This is a genomic window from Amycolatopsis mediterranei (genome assembly GCF_026017845.1).
Taxonomy (GTDB): domain Bacteria; phylum Actinomycetota; class Actinomycetes; order Mycobacteriales; family Pseudonocardiaceae; genus Amycolatopsis; species Amycolatopsis mediterranei.
This window is the reverse complement of the sequence record NZ_CP100416.1, coordinates 978,490-1,003,560: the sequence shown is the minus strand read 5'-3', so window position 1 is coordinate 1,003,560 and position 25,071 is coordinate 978,490. Positions and strand designations below refer to the sequence as shown.

The window sequence follows — 25,071 nt, the reverse complement described above, 5'->3', positions numbered from 1 at the left end:
ATTTCAGCCGGCTTGAACAGCCAATTCTCCGCGGAACGTCGACCGGTACGCGCTGGGCGACACCGCGAGCGCCGCCTGGAAGTGCTGGCGCAGCGAGGCCGCGGTGCCGAAGCCGGCCTCGGTGGCGACGCGGTCGACCGGCAGGTCCGTCTCCTCGAGGAGCTGGCGGGCGCGCTCGACCCGTTGCTGGGTCAGCCACTGCAGGGCCGAAATGCCGACCTCCTCCCGGAAACGGCGGGTGAACGTGCGCGTGCTCATCGCCTCGCGGGCGGCGAGCTCGCGCAGGGTCAGCGGCCGGTGCAGGTTCTCCAGCGCCCACGCCCGTGCTGCCTTCGTCGACGATGTGCGGGGCTCGGGTACCGGCCGCCGGACGAACTGGGCCTGGCCGCCTTCGCGGTGCGGGGACACGACCGTGCCGCGGGCGACTTCGTTGGCCACCGCGGTGCCGTGGTCGCGGCGGATCATGTGCAGCACCAGGTCGATCCCGGCGGCGACGCCCGCCGAGGTCAGCACGTCGCCGTCGTCGGTGTAGAGCACGCACGGGTCGACGTCGACCGCGGGGAACCGGTCCTGCAGTTCCTCCGCGGAACGCCAGTGAGTGGTGGCCCGGCGGCCGTCGAGCAGGCCGGCCGCGGCGAGCACGAACGCGCCGGTGCAGATGGAGGCGATGCGCGCGGCCGGCGGGATGCGGTCGAGAGCGGCCTTGAGCGGCGGGGTCAGCACGCGCGCCAGCGGCTCGTACTCGGCCAGGGACGCCGGGACGATCACCGTGTCCGCCTCCGCCAGCACCTCGGGGCCGCGGTCGACCGGGATGGCGACGTCCCCGTCGGTGCGCACCGGGCCGGGCTCGAGCGTGCAGGTCACGACCTCGTACAGCGGCTCCCCCGCCGCCGAGCGGGCCTGCCCGAACAGGCGGTGGACGATGCCCAGCTCCATCACCAGCATGCCGTGGCGAACGAGCACGGCGACGTGGTGGCGGTTCGGGTGCACGAATTCGGCCATGGCCCGATTCTTGCACACGGTGGCCTCCGGGCCACGCGATCGCGTGCCCGCGAGCCGTCCACGGGCCGCGCGGGGCGAGGCGCCGCCTGGCCCGCGCGGGGCGAGGCGCCGCCTGGCCCCCGCGCGCCCGGGGCGCGGGGCGCCGACCTCACGCGGGCAACGTCAAGCGCTGCCCCAGACCGCCGTCCACGGGGAGGTCGGCGCCGGTGGTGAACGTCGCTTCGAACGCCAAGAACAGCACCGCCGCCGCGATCTCCTCCGGGGTGGCGTGGCGCTTCAACGGCGTCACCTCGTCGCCGATCTCCTTGAACTTCGCCAACACCGGCTCCGGGACGCCGGTGACGCCCATCGTCGGCGTGTCGGTGTAGCCGGGGCTGACCACGTTCACCCGGATCCCGCGCGGCGCGAGCTCGGCCGCGTACGTGCGGGCGAACGAGCGCACCGCCGCCTTCGCCGCCGAATAGAGGCCCATCCCGGCGATCCCCGCCTCGGCCGCGACCGACGTCGTGAAGACGAACGAGCCGCCGGACTTGACCAGCGGTGCCAGCCGCCGGGCCGTGAAGTATGCGCCCTTGGTGTTGATGTCGAACGTCCGGTCGTAGAGCTCGGGCGTCGCGTCCTCGTACGGGGTCAGTGTCGAGAACCCGACGTTGATGAACACCAGGTCCAGCTCGCCGAGCGTGTCGGCGGCCACCGCACCCAGCTCGGCGACGTCGGCCAAACGCGCCGCGTCCGAGGACAACAGGTGCGCCTTGCCGGGCAGCGTTCCCGTCAGCGGCGACACGTCCCGGCCGGTCAGCAGCACCTCCGCGCCGCCGTCGAGCAGGGCGCGCACCACCGCGAGCCCCATTCCGTGCGTGCCGCCGGTGACGACGGCCTTCTTCCCCTGGTACCTCACCGGATCTCCTCGATGACGCTGGCGATCGCGTGCGAGCCGTGGCCGGCCGCGACCGCTCGGTCGAACAACTCCCGCAGCACGGCGGGCACCGCCGTGCCGATCCCCTGCGCACGGCTGGTCTCGACCAGCAGGCCGAGTCCCGCCGCGTTGATGTCCAAAGAGGACACTTCGGTGGCGTAGTCACCGCTGGCGACCTGCGAGCCGATGCCCGGCAGGAACCCGCCGACGGCCGAATGCCACGCCGACGCCAACGGCTCGAACTGCTCGGGCGTGACACCCTCGGTGCCGACCAGCGCCAGCGCGTGCAGGTAGCCGGCCATGGTCGACCACATCATGCCGAGCAGCGCCAGGTCGTACAGCGCCGCCAGCCCGGCGTCCTCGCCGAGGAACACCGGCGCCCCCAATACCTCCAATACCTCGCGCTGCGCCGCGAACGTCGGTTCCGAGCCGCTGTAGAGGATCTGCGCGGCCGGCGTCCCGATGCCCTGCGGCACGGCCATGATCACGCCGTCCACGTAGCCGACGCCTTCGGACGCCGCCCACTTCGAGACATCCCGTGCCTGCTCCGGCGTCCCGGACGTGAGGTTGACCAGCGTCCGGCCGGACAAGGCCGCCGCTTCGAGCGCCGGCCACTGAGTGTCGTATGTGGACAGACAACTGAGGACGACGCCTGCCGAAGCCGCTTCCGCCGGGGTCGCCGCGAGCCGGGCGCCGCGGTCGAGCAGCGGCCCGGCCTTGTGCGGCGACCGGTTCCACACCGAGACGTCGTGTCCCGCCCCCAAGAGCGCCCCGGCGAGGGCGGTGCCCATCCGCCCCAGGCCGAGCACGCCCACGTGTTTCTTGCTTTCTCCCATGGATTCCATGCTGCTGGCGCGCTTTACACTGGACAAGTACCGACTAATAAGTCGGGTACCCACCAAAACGTAAGGATCCTGGATGCAGCCTCGAACGTACCGCTGCGGATTGGACGCGGCCGTCGACGTCATCGGCGGCCGGTGGAAGGCCCTGATCCTGTGGGCGCTGCACGCCGAGCCGCTGCGGTTCGGCGAGCTGAAGCGGAAGGTGGCGGGAATCAGCGAAAAGATGCTGATCCAGGCGCTGCGGGAACTGGAGGCGGACGAGATCGTGCACCGCGAGGTGTTCCACGAGATCCCGCCGAAGGTCGAGTACTCGCTGACCGGGCTGGGTCAGCGGCTGAACACGGCGTTGCTGCCGCTGGGCGACTGGGGGGAGGAGAACATGGCCGGCATCGCGAAGCGCCGCGGCGTCACGCCGGCGCCACCGGATACGGCTTCAGCGTGATCGCGTTGCCCGCCTTGAGCGGCAGCTCTTCGATCAGCTTGCGCCACGGCAGGTACGGCAGCAGCCGGTAGTTGAGGTTGCGGAACTTCAGCCACCCGCGCGTGGGCGGGACGAACCACTTCCCGTTGCCCTCGGCCAGTTTCTGGCAGGCGTCGACGAAGCCGCGCATCTCGCGGGAGTAGGCGTCGAACGCCGTCGCGTGGTCGCCGCCCGCGGCCGCGAGCTCGCCCGCGAGCACGTACGCGCCGACGATCGCCAGGCTCGTGCCCATCCCCGAGAGCGGCGCGGCGCAGTACGCGGCGTCGCCGACCAGCGCGACGCGCCCGCGGGCGTAGGAGTCCAGCTTGATCTGGCTCGCCGAGTCGAAGTAGAAGTCCGGCGCTTCCCGCATGGCCGCCAGCAGCGTCGAGGTCTCCCAGCCGACGTCACGGAACTTCTCCTCGACGATCCGGCGCTGCTGCGCGGCGTCGCGGGGGTCGTAGTCCAGCTGGTCGGCGCCGAACCAGAACAGCGCCTTGGCCTCGGTGTTGTCCCGCGCGCTGTAGACGCCGACGGTCCGGTTCGGCTCGTTGTAGAACCGACCGGCGCGGTCGAGGCCGAGGTGGTTGGGCACCGTGAAGATCGAGACGTAGTAGCCGAGGTCGCGGCGGAACCGGGACTCCTCGCCGAAGGCCAGCGACCGCACGTTCGAATGCAGCCCGTCGGCCCCGATGACCAGGTCGAACTCGCGCGGCTCGCCGTGGGCGAAGGTGACCGTGACGCCGTCGCCGTGCTCGGCGATGCCGGTGACGGAATCGCCGAAGACGTACTCGACGCCGTCCCGCGTCGCGTCGTACAGGATGCGTGCGAGGTCGCCGCGCAGGATCTCGAGTTCGCCGCTCTGGTAGGTCGGCGGCGTGACCACCAGCGGCCGGTTCGCACTGTCCACATAGGTCACTTCGCCCATCCGGGTTGCCGCCGCTTCGACCGCGCCCAGCAGGCCCATCCGGTCGAGGACCTGCAGGGACGCGCCGCGGAAGTCGACCGCGTAGCCGCCGTCGCGCAGCTCGGGAGCGCGTTCGACGACCGTCGGCGTGAAGCCGTGACGGCGGAGCCAGAAGGCCAGGGCGGGGCCGGCGACGCTCGCGCCGGAGATGAGGACTCGTCTGTTCTGCATGCCGAGCACGGTAACCCCGATTTAGGCGATCGCGCAATGCGATCGCCTAAATCGATCGCCTAAGGCATTCGTGCTAGGCTGCGGCCATGGGCAACAAGGAGTCACTGCTGGCCGGCGCGAAGCGCTGTCTGTACGAGAAGGGCTACGCCCGCACGACGGTGCGGGACCTGGCCTCGGCGGCGAACGTCAGCATGGCGGCCATCGGGTACCACTTCGGCTCGCGCGAGGCGTTGCTCAACGCCGCGCTGATCGAGGCGAACGAGGAGTGGGGCGAAACGCTCGCGAAGACGCTGCAGGTGGAGACGCCACCCGACACGTCACCGGCCGAGCGCTTCGAGCTGATCTGGCAGCGCGTGATCGAGTCGTTCGGCGAGCACCGCCGGATGTGGGCGGTGAGCTTCGAGGCCTGCGCCCAGCCGGACCTCGACGAGCAGGTCCGCGCCCAGCTGGCGAACGCCGTCGAACTGGCCCGGCACGGCCTGGCGAACCTCTTCCAGGGCCTCGACGACGGGAGCGCCGAGGCCCGGGCCGCCGGCACGGTGCACCAGGCCCTGCTGTCGGGCGTGATGCTCCAGTGGCTGATCGACCCGGACCACGCGCCATCGGGCGCCGACCTGGCCAGTGGCCTGCGCCTGATCGCGAAGGACGTCCTGACCTAGGCGGTGACCAGGTCCGCGCCGGCGAAGAACGTCCGCGCGGCCGCCGTCGCGTCGGCGTCCAGGAGCACGTCACCGGGGCGGCTGCCGTTGCCGAGCAGGACTCCGCCCCAGTTCATGCTCAGGTACTCGGCGCACAGTTCCAGCGTGCCGATCAGCGGCCTGGCCTCGTGCGCCGTCTCGCTCAGGACGCTCACGCCCCACAGCGTCTTGCCGCGCATCCGCGGCTTGAACTCCACCGGCAGCCGCATCCAGCCCGACCAGTAGTCGAGGTAGAGCTTCACGCTCGCCGCCACCGAGTACCAGTACACCGGCGACACGATCACGATGTCCGTCGCGGCGAACGTCGCGTCCATCAGCAGCTGTTCGTTCTCGCCGGGCTCCGGATGCGAACCGGCGCCGTGGCGGCGGTCCTCGAACGGCGGCAGCGGCACCTCCGGCAGCCGGATCCACCGCTGTTCGACGTCCTTGGGCAGTTCCTTGGCCGCCAGCCGGGCCAGCATTTCGGTGTTGCCCCCGGCCCGCGCGGCGCCTACCAGGAACAGGAAGCTGCGATCGCTCATGTCGCCCTCTCCATGTACTTGCATGTACATATAAATACTGTCCCTGGACTATCCTGACGTCAAGAGGAGGCCGGAAGATGACTGTCGACGAACAGGCCTGGGGCCGCGTTCTCGTGCTGCACGCCCGGATCGAGCAGGAACTCGCCAAAGCCCTGCAGCGGCGCCACGGGCTCGGCCTGTCCGAGTACCGCGCGCTCGGCAAGCTCGTCGCGGGCCCCCGCGGCGGCCTGCGGATGCAGGAGCTCGCCGACGCGATCGGCCTCAACCAGAGCTCGGTCAGCCGGATGTGCGCCCGCCTCGAAGACGCCGGCCTGACCCTCCGCGACCTGTGCGAAGACGACCGCCGCGGCGTCTACTCCGTGATCACCGACGCCGGCCGCAAGCGCTACAGCGAGACCGAGCCGACGTACTGCGCGGTGCTGCGGACCGCGCTCGACAAGGCCGCGAGCGACCCGGAGCTGGCCGCCGCCGTCTCCGCCGTCCGTGGCGCTTGACCCGCATATTCCTCAGTGGTTATATACCGGGACAGGCAACCCACGGGAGGACGCGTGTCCGGACGAGCGAAGCTGCAGACCGACGGCGAACGCCCGGCGCTCCGGCTGGAGCGCCGGCTGAAGTACGCGCCCGAACGCGTCTGGCGGGCCATCACCGACCCGGCGGAGCTCGAGCACTGGTTCCCCGCGAAGGTGGCCGTCGAGCTGCGGGCCGGCGGCGCGATCCGGTTCACCTTCCCCGGCCAGGACAGCACGACGACCGGGCAGGTCGTCACCGTCGACCCGCCGCGCGAGTTCACCTTCGTCTGGAACGACGACACGCTGCGCTGGCTGATCTCCCCCGACGGCGACGGCAGCCTCCTGGAGTTCACCCACACCTTCGGCCGCGGCGACCCGGCCATCGCGAAGCTCGCGGCGGGCCGCACCGCCGCGGGCTGGGACGTCTGCCTCGACGCGCTCGCCGCCCGCCTGGCCGGGCAGGACTTCGCGCAACCGCAGCAGTGGCACGGGCGGATGGCGTCCTATGTGGAGGAATTCGGCCTCGACGACGGCGAAGTCCTCGACGACGGCACGATCCGCTTCCGCCGCGACCTCGTCTGGAAGCCGGTGGACGAGGTCCGGGCCCTGCTGCCGGACGAGCCCGGCTGGCACGTGCTCCAGGACCCCCGCGAGGGGACCCGGGTCGAGTTCACCGAAGCGGCGGGCGACGACGTCCCGGCGCAGCTGGCCCGGCGCCACGAACAACTCGACAAGCTGTTCGCCGCCACCCACGGCGTCACCCTGCCGGACTGGCCGCCCGAGCGCGTCGAAGCCGTGAAGAAGCATTACGCGGAGCATCCGCCCCAAGGTTGACGCGCGGGCGGGAGGTCCGCATTACGGTCGGTTCATGCGCATTCGCGTCGTGCTGGACGTGCTGGCCGTCCTGGTGCTGACCCTGGGGGCCGGCGGCAACCTCGCCGCCGGCGCGTGGACGCTGCCGCTGTGGCTGCCCGCCTGGCTCGGCTGGGCCATCCTCGTGGTGAGCGTCGTGCCGATCGTCCTGCGGCGCTGGTCGCCGCGGGCCGCCTACATCCTGTCGCTGGTGATGACCGCGGCGGCGGTGCCGATCGGCGGGCCGGTGCTGGCGATCGCCGTCGTGGCGGCGGGCTGTGCGCTGTACACCTTCGTGGTGGCCCACGGCAGCCGCGCGACCCGGGTCGGTTTCGCGGCCGGGCTGTTCGGCGTCGGCGTGATCGGCGTCGCGGTGCCGAACCCGAGCACGGCGACGACGGTGAACTTCGGCGCGTCGGCGCTGATCGTCGGGTTCGCGCTCGGCATCGCCGTCCACGGCCGCCGCGAGCACGCCGCGATCGAGCGGGAAACCCATGCCCAGCAAGCGGTTTCGGCGGAGCGGCTGCGGATCGCCCGGGAGATGCACGACGTCGTCGCGCACAGCATGAGCCTGATCGCGGTGAAGGCGGCGGTCGGCAACCACGTCGCCCTCGAACAACCCGACCAGGCTCGGGACGCGTTGCGGGTCATCGAAGACACCAGCCGCGAGACCCTGGCCGAGCTGCGGCGCATGCTCGGCGTGCTGCGCGACGGCACCGGCGTCCCGGCGCTGGCGCCCGCGCCGTCGCTCGAGGACCTGCGGGCGCTCGCCGAACGCGCGCAGCAGGCGGGTCCGGCCGTCGACCTGGTCGTCGACGGCCTCACCGAACTGCCGGGCGGGGTCGGCCAGTCGGTGTACCGGATCGTGCAGGAGGCACTGACCAATGTGGTCAAGCACGCGGGTGCGGCGACGTGCCGGATCCACGTCACCGGCGGCGACGGCGAGGTGACGATCGAAGTGCTCGACGACGGCCGCGGCGGCGATGCCGTCCCCGGCCACGGGCTGATCGGGATGCGCGAACGCGTCGCGGTCTACGCGGGGGAATTCTCCGCGGCGCCCGGCGAAACCGGGTTCCGCGTCTTCGCGCGGCTGCCCTATGAAGAACCGGTGGCGGCCCGATGACCCGCGTCCTGATCGCCGACGACCAGGCGCTGCTGCGCGGGAGCTTCCGGGTGCTGGTCGACAGCGCACCGGGCCTCGAAGTGGTCGGCGAGGCGTCCGACGGCGCCGAGGCGGTGGCCCTGACCCGCCTCGAGCGGCCGGACGTCGTGCTCATGGACGTCCGGATGCCGGAGATGGACGGCATCGAGGCGACCCGCCGGATCTGCGCGGAAACCGACGTCCGGGTGCTGATGCTGACGACGTTCGACCTCGACGAGTACGTCTATTCGGCGCTGCGCGCGGGCGCGAGCGGGTTCCTCCTGAAGGACACCCGCCCGGCGGACCTCCTGGCAGCGATCGAGGTCGTGGCGTCCGGCGACGCGCTGCTGGCGCCGTCGGTGACGCGGCGCCTGGTGGCGGAGTTCGCCCGGCTCCCGTCGGGCCCGGTGACCCGGCTGGACGGCGTGACCGCGCGCGAACAGGAGGTGCTGACGCTGATCGCCCGCGGCCTGTCGAACGACGAGATCGCGGCGCGCCTGCACTTGGGCATCGCGACGGTGAAGACGCACATCGGCCGCCTGCTGCACAAGCTCGCCGCCCGCGACCGGGCGCAGCTGGTGATCGCCGCGTACGAATCCGGACTGGTCCGGCCTACGCCGCCCGCGTGAACGGCGCGAAGCGCCGGCGGGGATCGCCGGGGAGCGCGCGTCCGCCGAAGACCAGGCGCGGTGCGGGTGCCGTGGGGACCAGGTCCCGCTCCCGGACCCACGCGGTCAGGGCCGGGAACCGGAAGTCCGGATCCACCCGCACCTCGCCCGGCGCCGACCGGGCCGCCCCGCGGATCAGCGCCCGCGCCTGCTCCTCCGACTCCGCGACGACCGGGCCGATCACCGTCACGTGGCCGATGTCCGTCCCGAACGCGAAGCCGCCGTCGACCGCGTAGGCCGCACCCAGCCGTTCCAGCAGCGGCCGCCGGTTCACGCCGTGGGCGGTTTCGTCCAGGCTCACGATCTCCTCGAAGTCCGTCGCCGGCCGCGCCCCCGGCCCGCCGTCGTCGGCGAACGTGCCGAGGTGGCCCTGGCAGCCGCCGTCGGCCACGAATCCCATCGACTCGTACAGCGGCAGGCCGAACTTCGACGCGTGGAGCCAGACCACCCGGTCGCCGGCCGCCGACAGGGCGTGCGCGGTGATCGCCCGGCCCAGGCCGCGGCGCTCGTACCGGGCCGCGACCAGCACCATCGAGATCGACGCCACCGAGCCGAAGCGCATCAGGACGGCGGCCGCCGCCAGGCCGTCGCCGTCCGGCGCGGTCACCCCGAAGACCCGGCCGACGTCGTGCAGCAGTGTCCACTTGCGCGGCTCGCGCGGCCACGAGCGGGATTCGGCCAGGTCGGAGCACGCGGGCAGGTCGGCGGCGGCGAGGGTCCGGATCGGCGGGAAGTCCATGGACGTTGCCTACGCCACACGCCAAGTGACCGACAAGTAGTTAAGCTCCCGTGGCATGAGCAGTGCGACGGAGCCGCTCGGGACGCCGCCCGAGGATGAACCGGACATCCACACCACGGCCGGCAAGCTGGCCGACCTCTACCGCCGGTACGACGAGGCGGTGCACGCCGGCTCGGCCCGTGCGGTGGAGAAGCAGCACGCCAAGGGCAAGAAGACCGCGCGCGAGCGGATCGAGCTGCTGCTCGACGAGAACTCGTTCGTCGAGCTCGACGAACTGGCCCGGCACCGCTCGACCAACTTCGGCCAGGAGAAGAACCGCCCCTACGGCGACGGCGTCGTCACCGGCTACGGCACGGTCGACGGCCGGCCCGTGTGCGTGTTCAGCCAGGACGTCACCGTCTTCGGCGGCAGCCTCGGCGAGGTCTACGGCGAGAAGATCGTCAAGGTGATGGACCTGGCGATCAAGACCGGCCGCCCGATCATCGGCATCAACGAGGGCGGCGGCGCGCGCATCCAGGAGGGCGTCGTCTCGCTCGGCCTCTACGGCGAGATCTTCCGCCGCAACGTGCAGGCCTCCGGCGTCATCCCGCAGATCTCGCTGATCATGGGCGCGAACGCGGGCGGGCACGTCTACTCCCCCGCGCTGACCGACTTCGTCGTGATGGTCGACGAGACGTCGCAGATGTTCATCACCGGCCCGGACGTCGTCAAGACGGTCACCGGCGAGGACGTCACCTTCGAGGAGCTCGGCGGCGGCCGCACCCACAACACGAAGTCCGGCGTCGCGCACTACCTGGGCTCCGACGACGAGGACGCGATCGCCTACGTCAAGGAACTGCTCTCCTACCTGCCGCAGAACAACCTCTCCGACGCGCCGGTGTTCGAACCGTCGGACAGCCCGGCCGGCTTCTTCGAGGACGTCACCGACGCCGACCGCGAGCTCGACACGATCATCCCGGACTCGCCGAACACCCCGTACGACATGCACGAGGTGATCAACCGCGTCGTCGACGACGGCGAGTTCCTCGAGGTCCACGAGCTGTTCGCGCCGAACATCATCGTCGGCTTCGGCCGCGTCGACGGCCAGAGCGTCGGCGTGGTGGCGAACCAGCCGACGCAGTTCGCCGGCTGCCTCGACATCGACGCGTCCGAGAAGGCCGCGCGGTTCGTCCGCACCTGCGACGCGTTCAACATCCCAGTGCTCACCTTCGTCGACGTCCCGGGCTTCCTCCCGGGCACCGACCAGGAGTGGAACGGCATCATCCGCCGCGGCGCGAAGCTGATCTACGCCTACGCGGAGGCCACCGTCCCCCTGGTCACGGTCATCACGCGCAAGGCCTACGGCGGCGCGTACGACGTCATGGGGTCGAAGCACCTCGGCGCGGACATCAACCTGGCGTGGCCGACCGCGCAGGTCGCGGTGATGGGGGCCCAGGGCGCGGCGAACATCGTGCACCGCAAGACCCTGGCGAACGCGGACAACGAGGGCCGGGACGTCGACGCGCTGCGCGCCGAGCTGATCCAGGAGTACGAGGACACGCTGCTGAACCCGTACGCGGCGGCGGAGCGGGGGTACGTCGACTCGGTGATCGTGCCGGCGCACACCCGCGGCCACGTCGCGCGGGCGCTGTCGCTGCTGCGGAACAAGCGCGAGTCGCTGCCGCCCAAGAAGCACGGGAACATCCCGCTGTGAGCGAGGAAGAGAGCCGTCCCCTGCTGCGGGTGGTCCGCGGAAACCCGAGCGACGCCGAGCTGGCGGCGCTGACGGCGGTCGTCGCCGCGGCGTCGGCCGCGAAGGCGCCGGAGAAGCCGAAGCCGCGTACGTCGTGGTGGGGCGATCACGCTGCTTCGCTGCGTCGGCCGCTTCACCCCGGCGAAGGTGCTTGGCGCGCTTCGGGTCTGCCTCAGGGCTGAAGGGCGTCGAGGAAGACCGTCGGGGCTTGGTTTTCCCGCACGACCGTCCCCAGCAGCGCCGCGAGCCGGTCGCGGTCCGGCGTGCTCAGGCCCGCGGCCAGCTCGTCGACGCGGCGGCACGTCGCCGCGTAGAAGTCCTCCGCGAGCTCGTGGCCTTCCCCGGTCAGGACGACGTGCACGGCCCGGCGGTCGTCCGGGTCGGGTTCGCGGCGGACGAGCCCGCGCCGGACCGCGCGGTCGACCAGGCCGGTGAGGCTGGATTTTTCGAGGCCGAGCGTGGCGCCCAGGTCGCCCATGCCGTACGGCCGGGCCATCAGCACGCACAGCAGCTGCCCCTGCTGCACGGTGAGCCCGTATTCGCGGGCGGACTCGGCGTAGACGGCGTTCACCAGGAACGACGCCCGCACGAGCCCGGCCACCACACCGAGGTCCGCCCCGCTCTTCCCCATCCGGTCAGCCTACTTCGCGACGGCCTCGCGCACGGCGGGCACGATCTCCCCGGCCCACCGCGCGGCGGCGACCTCGTCGGGCGTGCTGCGATCCGGCCCGAAGAGCACGAACCCGGCGGCGCCGTGCTCCAGCACCGCACCGGTCAGCTCCTCGACCCACTGCGCGGACGAGCCGCCGATCCAGCGGCCGTCCTCGGCGCGGGTCTGCGCGAGCGGCTCCGCGGTGATGCGCCCGGGAAAGTTGTACACGGTGGCGATCTCGCCGGGGTCCCGGCCGGCGGCCACGGCGGCCTCGTCGATCACCGGACGCGAGGTGCGGTAGCGCTCGCTGAGCCAGTCGGCGGCGCGCCCGGGCATCCACCCATCGGCGACGCGTCCGGTGACGGCGAGCGACTTCGGCCCCACTGACCCGGTCCACACCGGCGGCATCGTCTCTTCCGCCGGCACGAGCTCGGTGACCTGGTAGAACTCGCCGTCGAAGCTGACCGGATCACCGCCCCCGCCCAGTAGCTTCACGAGCCGGATGCCCTCTTCGAAGGCGCGCACGGCCTGCCCGGGCGTCAGTTTGGTGAAGCCGAGCCGCGCGATGTCGTCCCACAGCCCGCCGACGCCCATGCCGAGCACGATCCGGCCGCCGGTCAGGGCGGACAGGCTCGTGATGGTGCGGGCGAGCATCGCCGCGGGCCGGGTGGGCAGGTTGGTGACGCTGACCAGGCCGGAGACCCGTTCGGTCTTGCCCAGTAGGACACCGAGTTCGGCGTACGCGTCGAGCCGGTCGGGGTAGTAGGGGTGATCGGAGACGGTGATGAGGTCGAGCCCGCCACGGTCGGCCTGGACGGCCAGCTTCAGGGTGTCGGGGACGGCGGTGACCGCTGTGGACACGCCGATACCGAAGTGCGCCATGATTCCTCCCAGTTAGTTCGTACTACGAACATATCATAGGTAGTTCCTAGTACGAACTAAGTCGACCGACGCCGCCGGCCCGGCCCACCGGAAAACCAGTCGAGCCGCGGGCGATCGCTTGCTACCTTGGGTTCCGCCCGGTGCGACGGGGAAGGTTACTTCCGGAATCCCTTGGTTCGAATCCAAAACCGGCCGCTTCACGGTGGCCGGTCGACACCTTCGCCGACCGAGACCTCGGGCACCGACTTCATCCGCGTTCCCGGTGCGTCACCGATCTCGGGAGCCACGGCCACAGCGATGCCCGGTGCGCAGGCGAGGGTTACTTCCGCTCAGTGGGCAGGTCGGGGGTTCGAATCCCTCCCGGACCACACGGTCCGGTAGTTCAGTGGCAGAACAGCTATGTACCTTCACCGAATTCGATCTCGGGCATCGCTGTGGCCGTGGCTCCCTCCGCAAGAGGGGGAAGAAATGAGCAAGTTCAACACCGCACGAGCACCCACCGCGACCTCTCCGGTCCGCGGCGAGGCCACGCCGTCCACCGTCACGCACGAGGGTGGCGCCGGCTACGCACGCGACAGCAAGTCCGAACTGTTCCTGCTCGCCGTCACCAACATGGTCGGCGAGCACGCCTTCTACGAGTCCGCGGACACGCGCGACACGCGCTTCGCCGAGCTCGTCCGTCAGTCCACACTGGACGATCCGGAGTGGACCGCCCGATTCCTGCGCTGGCTGCGGACGGACGCGAACCTGCGGACGGCGTCGCTCGTCGGTGCGGCCGAGTTCGCCAAGGCGCGGCGGGACGCCGGTCTCGACGGGCTGAGCCGTCAGGTCGTCGCCGACGTGCTGCAGCGGGCCGACGAGCCCGGCGAGCTGCTCGCGTACTGGACTTCCGTGCACGGCCGGGCCGTGCCGAAGCCGGTCAAGCGCGGCGTCGCCGACGCGGCGGCGAAGCTCTACGACGAGCGGTCCTTCGCCAAGTGGGATTCCGCCGCGCGAGCGTTCCGGTTCGCCGACGTCCTCGAGCTGACCCACCCGGTGAAGCGCGACGACGCCCAGGGCGCCCTGTTCGGGCACATCCTCGACGAGCGGCACAGCCGTGGCAACGCGATCCCGGAGGTCCTGAAGACGCTGCGGGCCCGCGCCGAGCTCATGAGCTGGGACGTCGGCCGGCGACGCGAACTGTTCACCCGGCCTGACGCGGCGGACGTGCTGCGCGCGGCGGGCATGACGTGGGAGTCGGTCGCCGGGTGGCTGCAGGGTCCCCTGGACGCGCGCGTCTGGGAGGCGCTGATCCCGTCGATGAGCTTCATGGCTCAGTTGCGGAACCTTCGCAATTTCGACGAGGCCGGCGTCTCGGACACCGTCGCCCGGCAGGTCGCCGAGCGGCTCGCCGATCCGGCGCAGGTCGCGAAGTCGCGGCAGCTGCCCATGCGGTTCCTGTCGGCCTACCGCGCGGCGCCGTCGCTGCGGTGGGCGTGGGCGCTGGAGCAGGCGATCGCGCACGCGCTGGCGAACGTGCCGGAGCTGGCCGGGCGGACGCTGGTCCTCGTCGACACGTCGGCGTCGATGAACGACCGCTTCGGCAAGGACGGCAGCCTGTTGCGCTGGGACGCGGCCGCGGTCTTCGGCCTGGCGCTCGCCCGGCGCTGCGCGCAGGCCGACGTCGTCTCGTTCTCGGACGGCTACTGGGGCCGGGGCACCAAGGTGTTCAAGCTCCGCCGGGGCGGGTCACTGCTGAGCGACGTCGAGCGGTGGAAGTCCGGCGGCTTCTTCCTCGGCGGCGGCACCGACACGGCGGGGGCGGTGAAGAAGCACTTCGCGAAGCACGACCGCGTCGTGATCCTCACCGACGAGCAGGCCGCGCACGGCGACGTCGGGCACGCGCTGCCCGCGCACGTGCCGCTGTACACCTGGAACCTCGCGGGCTACCGGGCCGGCCACGCGCCGTCCGGCAGCGGGCACCGGCACACGTTCGGCGGCCTGACCGACCAGGGCTTCCGGATGATCCCGCTGCTCGAGCGAGGCAAGAAGGCCGATTGGCCGTTCTGAAGACGCCGTGAAGGCCCCCATGACGAGATCATGGGGGCCTTCACGCTGTGTACGGACCGTCACAGGAATGACCGTGGACCGCGCACTAATCCAGGTCGTATAGTCCACGTGGAATAACCGACATGGAGGGATCACGTCATGGCCGCGGCCAAGCTGACGCCACTCGGCATCGCCGTGCTGGAGCTGCTCCACGAGAAGCCCATGCACCCGTACGAGATGACCCAGCTCATGCGCGAGCGGTACGTCCACACGCGGGTCAACGTGAAGGCGGGCTCGCTCTACCACACCGTGGAACGCCTGCACCGCGGCGGTTTCATCGAGATCGTCGACACGCAGCGTGACGGCCGACGGCCCGAACGGACCGTCTACGGCATGACGCAGACCGGGCTGGACGAGTTCAACCAGCGCGGCCGCGAACTGCTCGGTGACCTCGCCGTGGAGTTCCCCGCCTTCCTCTCCGGGCTCGCCGTGATCGACGAACTGGGGAAGGAAGGCTCGCTCGCCGAGCTCGAACACCGCATCTTGCGGCTGCGCGCCGCGGTCGCCGCCGACGAGGCGGTGCTGCAGCGGCTGACCGAAGACGGGACGCCGCCGATCTACTGGCTGGACTGGCGCTACCAGTGCGACCACCGGAAGTTCGAGCTCGGGTGGACCGAGCGGCTCCACGACGACCTGCGGTCCGGACGGATCCCGTTCCAGGACGACGGACAACCCAAGCTCACGCTCATCACCAGGGAAGACGACGATGAACGCAAGACAAGCTAACCCGTGGGCCGCGCTGGGCGCGCTGTGCCTCGGCTTCTTCATGATCCTGCTCGACACGACGATCGTGTCGATCGCGATCCCGACCATGCTGCGCGAGCTGGGCGCCGGGCTGAACTCGATCGTCTGGGTGATCAGCGTCTACCTGCTCACCTACGCCGTGCCGATGCTGTTCACCAGCCGGCTCGGTGACCGCTTCGGCCCGAAGCGCGTGTTCCTCGCCGGCCTGCTCGTGTTCACCGGCGCGTCGCTGTGGTGCGGCCTGTCCGGCAACGTCGAGATGCTCATCGCCGCGCGGGCCGTGCAGGGTCTGGGCGCCGCGCTGATGACGCCGCAGACGCTGGCGTTCATCACGCACCTGTTCCCGCCGGCCAAGCGCGGCCCGGCGATGGGCATGTGGGGTGGCGTCGCCGGGCTGGCGACGATCGCGGGCCCGCTGCTCGGCGGGGTGCTGGTCGACCACTTCGGCTGGGAGTGGATCTTCTTCGTCAACGTGCCGATCGGTGTGATCGCCGTCGTGCTCACCCTCGTCCTGGTGCCGGACTGGCAGCCGAAGCACTCGCACTCGTTCGACCTGCTGGGGATCGTGCTCTCGAGTGCCGCGCTGCTGTGCATCGTGTTCGGGGTGCAGAACGGCCAGCAGTACGACTGGGGCACGGTCTTCGGCGGGATCACCGTCTTCGAGATCATCGCCGCCGGTGTGGTGCTGCTGATCGCGTTCGTGGTGTGGCAGCGCTTCAACCAACGGGAGCCACTGCTGCCGCTGCAGGTGTTCTCGAACCGGAACTTCTCGGCCGGGACGCTCACCGCGGCGACCGTCGGCTTCGCGATGACCGGCATGTTCCTGCCGCTGGTCATCTACATCCAGTCGGTGCTCGGGCTGAGCCCGACCATGGGCGGGCTGCTCACCGCGCCGATGTCGCTGCTGTCCGGGATCGTCGCGCCGTTCGTCGGGCGCGCGTCGGACAAGGTCAACGGCAAGTACCTGGTGATGTTCGGCCTGGCGGCGCTCGCGGCCGGGCTCGGGATCATCGCTCTGCAGGCGACGCCGGACAGCAACGCGTGGACGTTCGTGCCGGCGCTGCTGGTGTGCGGGCTCGGCATCGGCTGCATCTTCTCGCCGATGAGCAACCTGACGATGGGCTCGGTCGAGCCGCGGCTCGCCGGGACCGCGTCCGGCATCTTCAACACCGCGCGGCAGGTGGGTGGCGTGCTCGGCAGCGCGGCGATCGGCGTGCTGCTGCAGGCACGGATCAGCGCGTCCATCGCGGACGAGGCCACGAAGGCGGCTTCGCAGCTGCCGGCGCAGTACCGGGCGCCGTTCGCCGAAGGGATCGCGCACGCGGCGGCGAGCACCGGGGAGTTCGGCTCGGCCGGCGGCCCGTCGCCGATGCCGGGGCTGCCCGCGGAGATCGCCGCGCAGGCCGGGAAGCTGGCGACCGAGGCGGTCCACAGTGGACTGACCGACGCGGCCCGGGTGACGATGCTGCTGCCGATGGGCGTGCTCCTGCTCGGGGTGATCTCGGCGGCGGTGATGCAGCGGGTCAAGCCGCGCTGGGAGGCCCCGGCGCCGGCGCCCGAAACGGCCGCGGCCTGAAACCCGCGCAGGCCCCCGGATCCGGTTGTCGGGACCGGATCGGGGGCCTGCACGGACCGCGGGAGCGGTGGCCTAGTGGTGGTGACGGCGGTAGGACAGGCCGTACCCGTACGGGAACAGGCCCTGCTTGCCGTCACCGGCGTTGATCGGTTCTTGAGAAGAGCTCTTCGGCCAGGTGAAGCTCAGCTTCCCGGTCGGGTTGTAGTCGCCGTAGAGCACGTCCGCGACGCCGGCGCCTTCCGAGCCCGGCAGCCAGGCCGCCACCAGTCCCTTGACCGACGGCAGCTGCGCCGCGATGTCCAGCGGCCGTCCGGAGACGGTCACCAGGACCGTGGGCACGCCCGAAGCCTTCAGCTTGGCGATGAGGGCGAGGTCCTCGGCGTCGAGGCCGAGTCCGTCCGGCCGGTCTCCCCGCCCTTCGGCGTACGGCGTTTCGCCCACCACGGCGACCGCGACCTTGTAGCTGGAGTCGATTCCACCACCCGCACGGTCATAGGTGACCACCGTGCCCTTCCCGGCATCGGCCTTGATGCCGTCGAGGATCGTCGTGCCCGGGATGACCCGCGCGCCGCTCTGGCCCTGCCAGGTCAGCGTCCAGCCACCCGCCTGGTTGCCCATGTCGTCGGCGTTCTTCCCGGCCACGAAAATCTTGTTGTCCTGCTTCGCCAGCGGCAGCACGCCGTCGTTCTTCAGCAGCACCTGCGATTCGCGCACCGCCTGCCGCGCCACGGCGTGGTGTGCCGCGCTGCCGAAGTCCTTCTGCAGCGAGCGGTCGGTGTAGGGGTGCTCGAACAAGCCGAGCTCGAACTTCTTGGTGAGGATCCGCCGGTTGGCGTCGTCGATGCGGGACATCGGGACGTGTCCGTTGAGGACTTCGGCCTTGAGCGTGCTGACGAACTTCAGGTAGTCGTTGGGGACCATGACCATGTCGATCCCCGCGTTGACGGACTGGCTGACCTCGGCCGGGGTGAAGCCTTCCTGGCCGTCGATCTGGTCGATGCCGTTCCAGTCGGAGATCACGTAGCCGGAGAAGTGCAGTTCGCCCTTGAGCAGGTCGGTGATGAGGAACTTGTTGCCGTGGTCCTTGACGCCGTTCCAGCTGTTGAAGCTGATCATCACCGAGCCGACGCCGTGGTTCACCGCGGCCTGGAACGGCGGCAGGTGGATGCGCCGCAGCTCGTCCAGGCTGATCTGGGTGTTGCCCTGGTCGACGCCGCCGGTGGTGCCGCCGTCGCCGATGAAGTGCTTGGCGGTGGCCATGATCGACGTCGGGGCTTCGAGCGAGCGGCCCTGCAGGCCCTCGATGATCACGGAGTTCTCGACGGCGTTGCGGGGGATTTCGCCGAAGGACTCGTACGTGCGGCCCCAGCGGTCGTCGCGGGCGACGCACAGGCAGGGCGAGAAGCCCCACTTGACGCCGGTGGCGGCGGCCTCGTCGGCGGTGATCGCGCCGATCTTCTCGACCAGCTGCGGGTCGTTCGCGGCCCCCAGGCCGATGTTGTGCGGGAAGACCGTGGCGCCGTAGACGTTGTTGTGGCCGTGCACGGTGTCGGCGCCGTAGATGATCGGGATGCCGAGGCCGGTCGACGTCGCCGCCTTCTGGTAGGCGTCGATCATGTCCGCCCACGCGGCGGGCGTGTTCGGTGTCGGCGTCGAACCGCCGCCGGAGAGGATGGAGCCGAGGCGGGCGGCGGCGGACTGGGCGGGGGTCGCGGCTCCGCGCTCGCCCTCGGTCATCTGCCCGACCTTGTCGTCCAGGGTCATCCGGGCCATCAGATCCTTGACGCGCTGGGAAACCGGAGCATGCGGGTTCCGGTAGAGCGGCGTCGTGGCGGCGGAGGCCGCCGGGACGAGGGCGGTGCCCGAAAGGAGCAGGCCGGCCAGGACAGCGGTTCGCAGCGATCTCGTGGTGCGGAGGAGCGGCATTGTTCTCTCCGTGACGATCCGTCGATCTATAAGTTGCGAGCCACAACAAACTAGCTCTCCTCCAGGGTGACGACGGTCACAATTCGGTCACGACCGCCTGGTCAAGTAAGTTTCAGTCGTGCAGTTCGTCCTCGCCTCCCAGTCCCCCGCCCGCCTCGCCCTCCTGCGTTCCGCGGGCCTCGATCCCGCCGTGTTCGTCTCCGGCGTCGACGAGGACGCGGTCGCCGCTTCCCTGCCCGATCCGTCGCCGTCCGAGCTGGTCACGGCCCTCGCCGCAGCCAAGGCCGAGGCGGTTCTCGACCAGGTCGCCGCCGCCCATCCGGACGCCGTCGTGGTCGCCTGCGACTCGATGCTGAACATCGGCGGGCAGATGGTCGGCAAGCCGGGGTCGCCGGACATCGCCCGCCGCCGCTGGGCCGCGATGGCGGGAACATCCGGTGAACTCCTCACCGGCCACGCGGTCGTCCGGCTCGAGGGCGGGACGCGCACGAAGGAGACCGCGGGCTGGGAGTCGACCACCGTCCGGTTCGGCACGCCGAGCCCGGCGGAGATCGACGCCTACGTCGCCAGCGGGGAGCCGCTCAACGTCGCCGGCGGCTTCACGATCGACGGCCTGGGCGGCTGGTTCGTCGAAGGACTCGACGGCGGCCACACCAGCGTCATCGGGATCAGCCTGCCGCTGACGCGCCGGCTGCTGGCCGAGGTCGGCGTGAGTGTCGTGGATCTCTGGCGGCCTCCCGCATCCTGAGAAGGGCGCCACACGAACGGGTGATCCGGAAGAGTCCTCCCTTGCCTAACGTTCTCTTCACGAGGCAAGACAAGAAACTTTCGAGCACCGGAGTCGCCCCGTGTCTTTTGTACGGACATACACCAAGCCGCGGGTGTTCGCGGCCGCGGTTCTCGGCTCGCTCGTCGTCGGCGCCCTGCTCGGCGTCGTCGCACGGCAGACCGAGGCCGGCTGGCTGACCGATCTCCTCGACCAGATCGGCACCATCTTCACCACGCTGCTGCAGATCGCGGTGATCCCGCTGGTCTTCACGGCGATCGTGGTCGGCATCAACAGCCTCCGCGGCCTCGGCGGCGGCCGCACCGCCGCGCGCCTCGGCGGCAAGACGGTGCTGTGGTTCGCGATCACGTCGTTCATCGCGTCGCTGATCGGCATCGCGATCGGCCGGATCTTCAACCCCGGCGCCGGCGGGCTCGGCGGCGTCGCGGCCACGGCCAAGAACGCCGACAAAGCCGCGAAGAGCGTCGACCACTGGGGCTCGTGGGACGCCTTCGTCAAGGGCCTGCTGCCGGAGAACTTCGTGAAAGCGTTCTCCGACGGCGAGACGCTGCAGGTGCTGTTCCTCGCGCTGGTCATCGGCGCCGCCGCCTACAGCCTGGGTGACAAGGCGAAGCCGTTCGTGGACTTCACGACGAGCGTGTTCGAGATCATCCAGCGCTACCTCGGCTGGATCGTCCGGCTCGCCCCGATCGGCATCATCGGCCTGATCGGCGCGGCGGTGTCCAACTACGGCGACGCGCTGTTCCGGCCGCTGTTCTCCACCACGCTCGCGGTGTACGTGGGCTGCCTGCTCGTGCTGTTCGTCGTCTACCCGATCCTGCTGCAGTTCGTGGCGAAGGTCAGCCCGCTGAAGTTCTTCGCGAAGGCGGGCACGGCGATCCAGTTCGCCTTCGCTTCGCAGTCCTCGGCCGCGACGCTGCCACTGACCCGCCAGTCCGCGGTGAACCTCGGCGTCCAGCCGGCGTACGCGGCTTTCGCGACTCCGCTGGGCAGCGCGACGAAGATGGACGGCTGCGCGGCGGTGTTCCCGGCGATCGCGGCGATCTTCGTCGCCAACCTGGCCGGGGTGTCGCTGAACTTCTGGCAGTACGTGGGCATCGTCGTGGTCGCCGTGGTCGGCGCACTGGCGACCGCCGGGACCACGGGCTGGCTGACGGCCTTCACCCTGACGACGTCGTTCATCGGCCTCGACGCCAAGCAGGTGGCGCTGGGCTTGGCGCTGATCTACTCGGTCAACCCGATCATGGACATGATGCGGACGGCGACGAACGTGGCCGGCCAGATCGTGGTGCCGACGATCGTGGCCCGCAGCGAAGGCCTCCTCGACGACGAGGTCCTCAACGCCCCGACCGACAACCCGCTGCACACCGACGACGGCTCGACGGCCCGGCACACGGAACCCGCCCCCGCCTGACCCGAGCGCCCCAATGTGGCCTTCGGTGCGTTCAACGCACCCAATGTGGCCTTCGGTGCGTTCAACGCAACCAAGGCCACATTGGGGCGTTCGAGACTCAGGATGGGCAGGTGCGGAGGTCGGCGCGGGTGAGCCGGATGTCCGGCCAGCCGCGCAGGTCCGACGGCGACGTCACCCGCCGCGTGCAGCCCACCGACCGGCCCGCCAGGTCGTACACCTCGCCGAGCACCGGCGCCGTCGTGCACTTCGGGGTGCCGGAAGCGGCGTCCGGGCAGTCATGGCGGACCACGATCACGTCGGGGCTGGCGTCGGCCGTGACGTCGTAGAGCGACAGCGTCCCGGCGTCCGCGTAGAACGGCTTGCCCGGGTCGCGCCACACTCCCCCGCTGCCGACCAGCAGCTCGCCGTACGCGGCCGTCCCGCCGTCGCCGACGTCGCCGCGGACCAGGCACGCCGGGGCCGGGCCGTCGATGCAGCGCAGGGAGTTCTGGTCCAGCCGCACGTTCAGCTGCGCGATCGACAGCTCGAACACCGTGCCCGGCTCGGGCCCGACGCGCAGGCGGGCCGAACCGCCTGCCGTGTCGGTCAGCAGCACCACCGGCGTGCCCCCGACCGTCACCGCCGCGAGCTGGCGGCACGGGTCGCCGCCGCAGGTCACCACGGGTTTCACCGGCGTGGCGGCGGGTTCGGCCAGCCCGGGGGCCGCCTCGGGCCGCGGCCGCAGCAGGAAGACCGCGCCGATCGCGCCGACGGTCACCACCGCGGCCAGCACCGCGGTGAGCAGCGCCGACCGGGGCGTCCGCGCTGCCGTAGTCCGCATAAGACAGAGCGTAAGCCGCTTCGCGACCAGGTGTCGGAAGCGCCCCGTCGCGATGTGACTGAATCCCCCGGCGGTGCAACGCCCGTACCCCGCCCGGGGGCTCCGCCCGCACGAACCTCCCAAAGCGTGAGTGCCCGACGGGTCGTGAGTAGCGGACCGTGTCCGTCTATGTTGTCCGGGTGACGAACCCGAACCTGCCTCCCGCCCTCTACCTGCCGACCGGGCCGGCCGGCGCCGAGACCGAAGGCGCGTCGATCGAGCTGCGCCGCACGCCCGACGGCCGCACCGCGCTGGTCGCCTTCACCGCGCTGGACCGGCTGATCGACTGCTGCGGGGAGCACCAGCCGTGGGCGCTGGTGAACACCGAGCACCTGGCGAAGGTCCACGCGGCGAACCCGTACGACGTGATCGTGCTCGATTCGCCGCTGCCCGAGGAGCTGCGCCACCACGTCTGAGCGTGGTTCACCTCTCACTCAAGAGACTCCCGACGTCATATCCGTAGACTTCCCTGATGCCGCGTGGGCGGTCAGCAATGCAGCTGTCGGACGCAGGAGGTGCGGGGTGGCCGAGCAGGTCGGCGAAACCACGGGTGGTCCGGTGACCAAGATCCTGGTCGCCAACCGTGGCGAAATCGCGGTACGCGTCATCAGAGCCGCGAAGGACGCTGGCCTGGCCAGTGTCGCGGTGTACGCCGACCCGGATCGCGACGCGCCACACGTCCGGCTGGCCGACGAAGCCTTCGCGCTGGGCGGCACGACGGCGGCCGAAAGCTACCTGAACTTCGACAAGCTCCTGGACGCCGCCAAGCGCTCGGGCGCCGACTCGGTGCACCCGGGTTACGGCTTCCTCTCCGAGAATGCGGACTTCGCCCAAGCCGTCCTCGACGCCGGGCTGACCTGGATCGGGCCGAGCCCGCAGGCCATCCGCGACCTCGGCGACAAGGTCACCGCCCGCCACATCGCCATGCGCGCGGGCGCGCCGCTGGTGCCGGGCACCAAGGAGCCGGTCAAGGACGCCTCCGAAATCGTCGCGTTCGCCGACGAGCACGGGCTGCCGGTGGCCATCAAGGCCGCGTTCGGCGGTGGTGGCCGCGGCCTCAAGGTCGCGCGCACCCGCGAAGAGATCCCCGAGCTGTTCGAGTCGGCCACGCGCGAGGCGGTCGCCGCGTTCGGCCGCGGCGAGTGCTTCGTCGAGCGCTACCTGGACAAGCCGCGCCACGTCGAGGCGCAGGTGCTGGCGGACATGCACGGCACCGCGATCGTCGTCGGCACCCGCGACTGCTCGCTGCAGCGACGGCACCAGAAGCTCGTCGAAGAGGCGCCCGCGCCGTTCCTGAACGACGAGCAGCGCAAGCGCATCCACGAGTCCGCGAAGGCGATCTGCAAGGAAGCCGGCTACTACGGCGCCGGCACGGTCGAGTACCTCGTCGCCACCGACGGCACGATCTCCTTCCTCGAGGTCAACACGCGGCTGCAGGTCGAGCACCCGGTGTCGGAAGAGACGACCGGTCTCGACCTCGTCCGGGAGATGTTCCGGATCGCCCGTGGCGAGAAGCTGCGGATCACCGAGGATCCCGAGCCGCGCGGCCACTCGATCGAGTTCCGCATCAACGGCGAGGACGCCGGCCGCGGCTTCCTGCCCGCGCCGGGCACGGTGACGAAGTTCGTCGCGCCGAGCGGCCCGGGCGTGCGCGTCGACTCCGGCGTCGAATCCGGCAGCGTCATCGGCGGGCAGTTCGACTCGATGCTGGCCAAGCTGATCGTCACCGGCTCGGACCGGAACAACGCCCTCGAACGCAGCCGCCGCGCCCTGGCCGAGATGGTCGTCGAAGGCATGGCCACGGTGCTGCCGTTCGACCGCGTGATCGTCGACGACCCGGCGTTCATCGGCGACGAGAACGGCTTCAGCGTGCACACGCGCTGGATCGAGACGGAGTTCGACAACAAGATCGAGCCGTTCGTGGCGCCCGACATCGAGGCCACCGAGGAAGAGCCGCGGCAGAACGTCGTGGTCGAGGTCGGCGGCCGGCGGCTCGAGGTGTCGCTGCCGGGCGGGTTCGCGCTCGAAGGTGGCGGCGGTCGCGGTGGCGGGGTCACTGTCAAGGCGAAGCCCCGCAAGCGCGCCGGCGGCACCAAGGCCGCGGTGAGCGGCGACGCCGTCACGGCGCCGATGCAGGGCACGATCGTGAAGGTGGCCGTCGAAGAGGGCCAGACGGTGGAAGCCGGTGAGCTGATCGTCGTCCTCGAGGCGATGAAGATGGAAAACCCGGTCACCGCACACAAAGCGGGCACCGTCACCGGGCTTTCGGTCGAGGTCGGCGCCGCCGTGACGCAGGGCACGCAGCTTCTCGAGATCAAGTAGCGCAGTTCGTTACAGATGTCGTGGTGGGCCGCCCCCGGGGCGGCCTACCATCGACACCGTGACCGAAGTCCCGTCTCCGCAGCTGCGGATCAGCGACCAGAACCGCGAGTCCGCGCTGTCCGCGCTCGGTGAGCACATGACCGCGGGGCGGATCGACATCGACGAGTACGGCGAGCGCTCCGCCCGGATCACCGCGGCCAAGACCCGCGGCGAGCTCGGCGAGATCTTCGAAGACCTGCCGGCCCCGCACCCGAAGTACGACGGCGTTCCCCAGGCCGTCGCCGCTCCCGAGCCCGCCGCCGCACCCGTGCCGGCGCACCCGCGGACGCCCGACCAGTGGTCGCCACCGCAGCGGTTCGTCGCCGCGATCGTGCCGTTGACCTGGATCGCCGCGATCGCGCTGATCGCCGCCGTCAGCGGGGCCCTGTGGCCGGTCATCTTCGTGCCGATCGGGCTCACCGTCTTCGGCAAGTCCATGTGGGGCCACGATTGGAACCCGAACCACGACCGCCGCGACCGGCACCTGCGCGACCGGGACCGGCGGCGCGAGCTGCGCGACTCCTACCGCGATCGCCGGCGCGGGCTGGACCGCTGATCCCG

The 25,071-nt window shown here is 70.9% G+C and carries 26 protein-coding genes; 16 read left to right on the top strand and 10 right to left on the bottom strand.

The features are described 5' to 3' along the window. Nucleotides 1–3: 3 nt before the first annotated feature. The 3 genes from ISP_RS04850 to ISP_RS04840 all read right to left on the bottom strand — a co-directional run bounded on the left by ISP_RS04850 (nt 4) and on the right by ISP_RS04840 (nt 2,754). Nucleotides 4–1,002 (bottom strand): GlxA family transcriptional regulator, encoded by a 999-nt coding sequence (locus ISP_RS04850; protein WP_013222870.1) that lies wholly within the window; start codon nt 1,000–1,002, stop codon nt 4–6. 148 nt (nt 1,003–1,150) lie between these two features. Then, on the bottom strand, nt 1,151–1,900 hold the full coding sequence (locus ISP_RS04845; protein ID WP_013222869.1) for an SDR family oxidoreductase: 750 nt from the start codon (nt 1,898–1,900) through the stop codon (nt 1,151–1,153). Continuing rightward, nucleotides 1,897–2,754 carry an NAD(P)-dependent oxidoreductase gene (locus ISP_RS04840; RefSeq protein ID WP_230468710.1) on the bottom strand — a complete coding sequence of 286 codons (858 nt, stop codon included), beginning with the start codon at nt 2,752–2,754 and terminating at the stop codon, nt 1,897–1,899. The genes ISP_RS04845 and ISP_RS04840 overlap by 4 nt, the downstream gene beginning before the upstream one ends. Nucleotides 2,755–2,836: 82 nt before the next feature. Between ISP_RS04840 and ISP_RS04835 the strand changes: the two genes are divergently transcribed. After that, on the top strand, nt 2,837–3,202 hold the full coding sequence (locus tag ISP_RS04835) for a winged helix-turn-helix transcriptional regulator (RefSeq protein ID WP_176742073.1): 366 nt from the start codon (nt 2,837–2,839) through the stop codon (nt 3,200–3,202). Here the strand turns inward: ISP_RS04835 and ISP_RS04830 are convergent. After that, nucleotides 3,168–4,358, bottom strand: coding sequence for an FAD-dependent monooxygenase (locus tag ISP_RS04830; protein ID WP_014466614.1), 1,191 nt, complete (start codon nt 4,356–4,358; stop codon nt 3,168–3,170). The genes ISP_RS04835 and ISP_RS04830 overlap by 35 nt on opposite strands. Before the next feature lie 86 nt (nt 4,359–4,444). Here ISP_RS04830 and ISP_RS04825 point away from each other — a divergent pair, with 86 nt between their 5' ends. After that, complete coding sequence (locus ISP_RS04825; RefSeq protein WP_013222865.1) at nt 4,445–5,017, top strand: TetR/AcrR family transcriptional regulator; 573 nt, start codon at nt 4,445–4,447, stop codon at nt 5,015–5,017. On the opposite strand, the gene ISP_RS04820 is transcribed toward ISP_RS04825, so the two are convergent. Continuing rightward, nucleotides 5,014–5,577, bottom strand: a complete 564-nt coding sequence (locus tag ISP_RS04820; protein ID WP_013222864.1) for a flavodoxin family protein — start codon at nt 5,575–5,577, stop codon at nt 5,014–5,016. The genes ISP_RS04825 and ISP_RS04820 overlap by 4 nt on opposite strands. 77 nt (nt 5,578–5,654) lie before the next feature. Between ISP_RS04820 and ISP_RS04815 the strand changes: the two genes are divergently transcribed. From ISP_RS04815 to ISP_RS04800, 4 genes are read left to right on the top strand one after another with little or no spacing between them, the layout of a single operon-like run. Continuing rightward, nucleotides 5,655–6,071: a MarR family winged helix-turn-helix transcriptional regulator gene (locus ISP_RS04815; protein WP_013222863.1), complete on the top strand. Its 417-nt coding sequence runs from the start codon at nt 5,655–5,657 to the stop codon at nt 6,069–6,071. A 54-nt stretch (nt 6,072–6,125) separates the two neighbouring features. Beyond that, on the top strand, nt 6,126–6,923 hold the full coding sequence (locus ISP_RS04810; protein ID WP_013222862.1) for an SRPBCC family protein: 798 nt from the start codon (nt 6,126–6,128) through the stop codon (nt 6,921–6,923). 34 nt (nt 6,924–6,957) lie between these two features. Continuing rightward, nucleotides 6,958–8,064, top strand: coding sequence for a sensor histidine kinase (locus ISP_RS04805; protein ID WP_013222861.1), 1,107 nt, complete (start codon nt 6,958–6,960; stop codon nt 8,062–8,064). Then, nucleotides 8,061–8,711 (top strand): response regulator, encoded by a 651-nt coding sequence (locus tag ISP_RS04800; RefSeq protein WP_013222860.1) that lies wholly within the window; start codon nt 8,061–8,063, stop codon nt 8,709–8,711. The genes ISP_RS04805 and ISP_RS04800 overlap by 4 nt, the downstream gene beginning before the upstream one ends. Here ISP_RS04800 and ISP_RS04795 read toward each other — a convergent pair. Beyond that, nucleotides 8,695–9,489 (bottom strand): GNAT family N-acetyltransferase, encoded by a 795-nt coding sequence (locus ISP_RS04795; protein WP_013222859.1) that lies wholly within the window; start codon nt 9,487–9,489, stop codon nt 8,695–8,697. The two genes, ISP_RS04800 and ISP_RS04795, sit on opposite strands and share 17 nt — an antisense overlap. A gap of 55 nt (nt 9,490–9,544) precedes the next feature. Here ISP_RS04795 and ISP_RS04790 point away from each other — a divergent pair, with 55 nt between their 5' ends. Next, a complete protein-coding gene (locus ISP_RS04790; RefSeq protein ID WP_013222858.1) occupies nt 9,545–11,182 on the top strand; it encodes an acyl-CoA carboxylase subunit beta in 1,638 nt (545 codons plus the stop codon). Continuing rightward, nucleotides 11,179–11,403 (top strand): acyl-CoA carboxylase subunit epsilon, encoded by a 225-nt coding sequence (locus ISP_RS04785; RefSeq protein WP_013222857.1) that lies wholly within the window; start codon nt 11,179–11,181, stop codon nt 11,401–11,403. The genes ISP_RS04790 and ISP_RS04785 overlap by 4 nt, the downstream gene beginning before the upstream one ends. On the opposite strand, the gene ISP_RS04780 is transcribed toward ISP_RS04785, so the two are convergent. Both ISP_RS04780 and ISP_RS04775 read right to left on the bottom strand, forming a co-directional pair. Beyond that, a complete protein-coding gene (locus ISP_RS04780; protein WP_013222856.1) occupies nt 11,394–11,852 on the bottom strand; it encodes a MarR family winged helix-turn-helix transcriptional regulator in 459 nt (152 codons plus the stop codon). The two genes, ISP_RS04785 and ISP_RS04780, sit on opposite strands and share 10 nt — an antisense overlap. 9 nt (nt 11,853–11,861) lie before the next feature. Continuing rightward, a complete protein-coding gene (locus tag ISP_RS04775) occupies nt 11,862–12,755 on the bottom strand; it encodes an LLM class flavin-dependent oxidoreductase (protein WP_013222855.1) in 894 nt (297 codons plus the stop codon). Between the two features lie 468 nt (nt 12,756–13,223). Here ISP_RS04775 and ISP_RS04770 point away from each other — a divergent pair, with 468 nt between their 5' ends. The 3 genes from ISP_RS04770 (at nt 13,224) to ISP_RS04760 (ending at nt 17,163) form a co-directional block, all read left to right on the top strand. Continuing rightward, nucleotides 13,224–14,804, top strand: a complete 1,581-nt coding sequence (locus ISP_RS04770) for a TROVE domain-containing protein (protein ID WP_013222854.1) — start codon at nt 13,224–13,226, stop codon at nt 14,802–14,804. A 138-nt stretch (nt 14,805–14,942) separates the two neighbouring features. After that, nucleotides 14,943–15,569, top strand: a complete 627-nt coding sequence (locus ISP_RS04765) for a PadR family transcriptional regulator (protein ID WP_013222853.1) — start codon at nt 14,943–14,945, stop codon at nt 15,567–15,569. Next, on the top strand, nt 15,550–17,163 hold the full coding sequence (locus ISP_RS04760) for a DHA2 family efflux MFS transporter permease subunit (protein WP_071831451.1): 1,614 nt from the start codon (nt 15,550–15,552) through the stop codon (nt 17,161–17,163). The genes ISP_RS04765 and ISP_RS04760 overlap by 20 nt, the downstream gene beginning before the upstream one ends. Nucleotides 17,164–17,235: 72 nt before the next feature. On the opposite strand, the gene ISP_RS04755 is transcribed toward ISP_RS04760, so the two are convergent. Then, nucleotides 17,236–19,089 carry a glycoside hydrolase family 3 protein gene (locus tag ISP_RS04755; protein WP_013222851.1) on the bottom strand — a complete coding sequence of 618 codons (1,854 nt, stop codon included), beginning with the start codon at nt 19,087–19,089 and terminating at the stop codon, nt 17,236–17,238. 118 nt (nt 19,090–19,207) lie between these two features. On the opposite strand from ISP_RS04755, the gene ISP_RS04750 reads away from it, so the two are divergent. Further along, nucleotides 19,208–19,837 (top strand): Maf family protein, encoded by a 630-nt coding sequence (locus tag ISP_RS04750; RefSeq protein ID WP_013222850.1) that lies wholly within the window; start codon nt 19,208–19,210, stop codon nt 19,835–19,837. A gap of 100 nt (nt 19,838–19,937) precedes the next feature. Then, the gene (locus tag ISP_RS04745; RefSeq protein ID WP_034286026.1) at nt 19,938–21,290 is read left to right on the top strand and encodes a dicarboxylate/amino acid:cation symporter; all 1,353 of its coding nucleotides are present in this window, start codon (nt 19,938–19,940) and stop codon (nt 21,288–21,290) included. 97 nt (nt 21,291–21,387) lie between these two features. Here the strand turns inward: ISP_RS04745 and ISP_RS04740 are convergent, their stop codons facing one another. Beyond that, nucleotides 21,388–22,110 carry a hypothetical protein gene (locus ISP_RS04740; RefSeq protein WP_013222848.1) on the bottom strand — a complete coding sequence of 241 codons (723 nt, stop codon included), beginning with the start codon at nt 22,108–22,110 and terminating at the stop codon, nt 21,388–21,390. Nucleotides 22,111–22,289: 179 nt separating this feature from the next. Between ISP_RS04740 and ISP_RS04735 the strand changes: the two genes are divergently transcribed. From ISP_RS04735 to ISP_RS04725, 3 genes are all read left to right on the top strand, one after another. Continuing rightward, a complete protein-coding gene (locus ISP_RS04735) occupies nt 22,290–22,565 on the top strand; it encodes an SAV_915 family protein (protein WP_014466613.1) in 276 nt (91 codons plus the stop codon). A gap of 106 nt (nt 22,566–22,671) precedes the next feature. Further along, nucleotides 22,672–24,471 (top strand): acetyl/propionyl/methylcrotonyl-CoA carboxylase subunit alpha, encoded by a 1,800-nt coding sequence (locus tag ISP_RS04730; RefSeq protein WP_013222846.1) that lies wholly within the window; start codon nt 22,672–22,674, stop codon nt 24,469–24,471. Between the two features lie 58 nt (nt 24,472–24,529). Further along, entirely contained in the window at nt 24,530–25,066 is a 537-nt protein-coding gene (locus ISP_RS04725) for a DUF1707 SHOCT-like domain-containing protein (RefSeq protein WP_013222845.1), read from the top strand. Nucleotides 25,067–25,071: the final 5 nt, after the last annotated feature.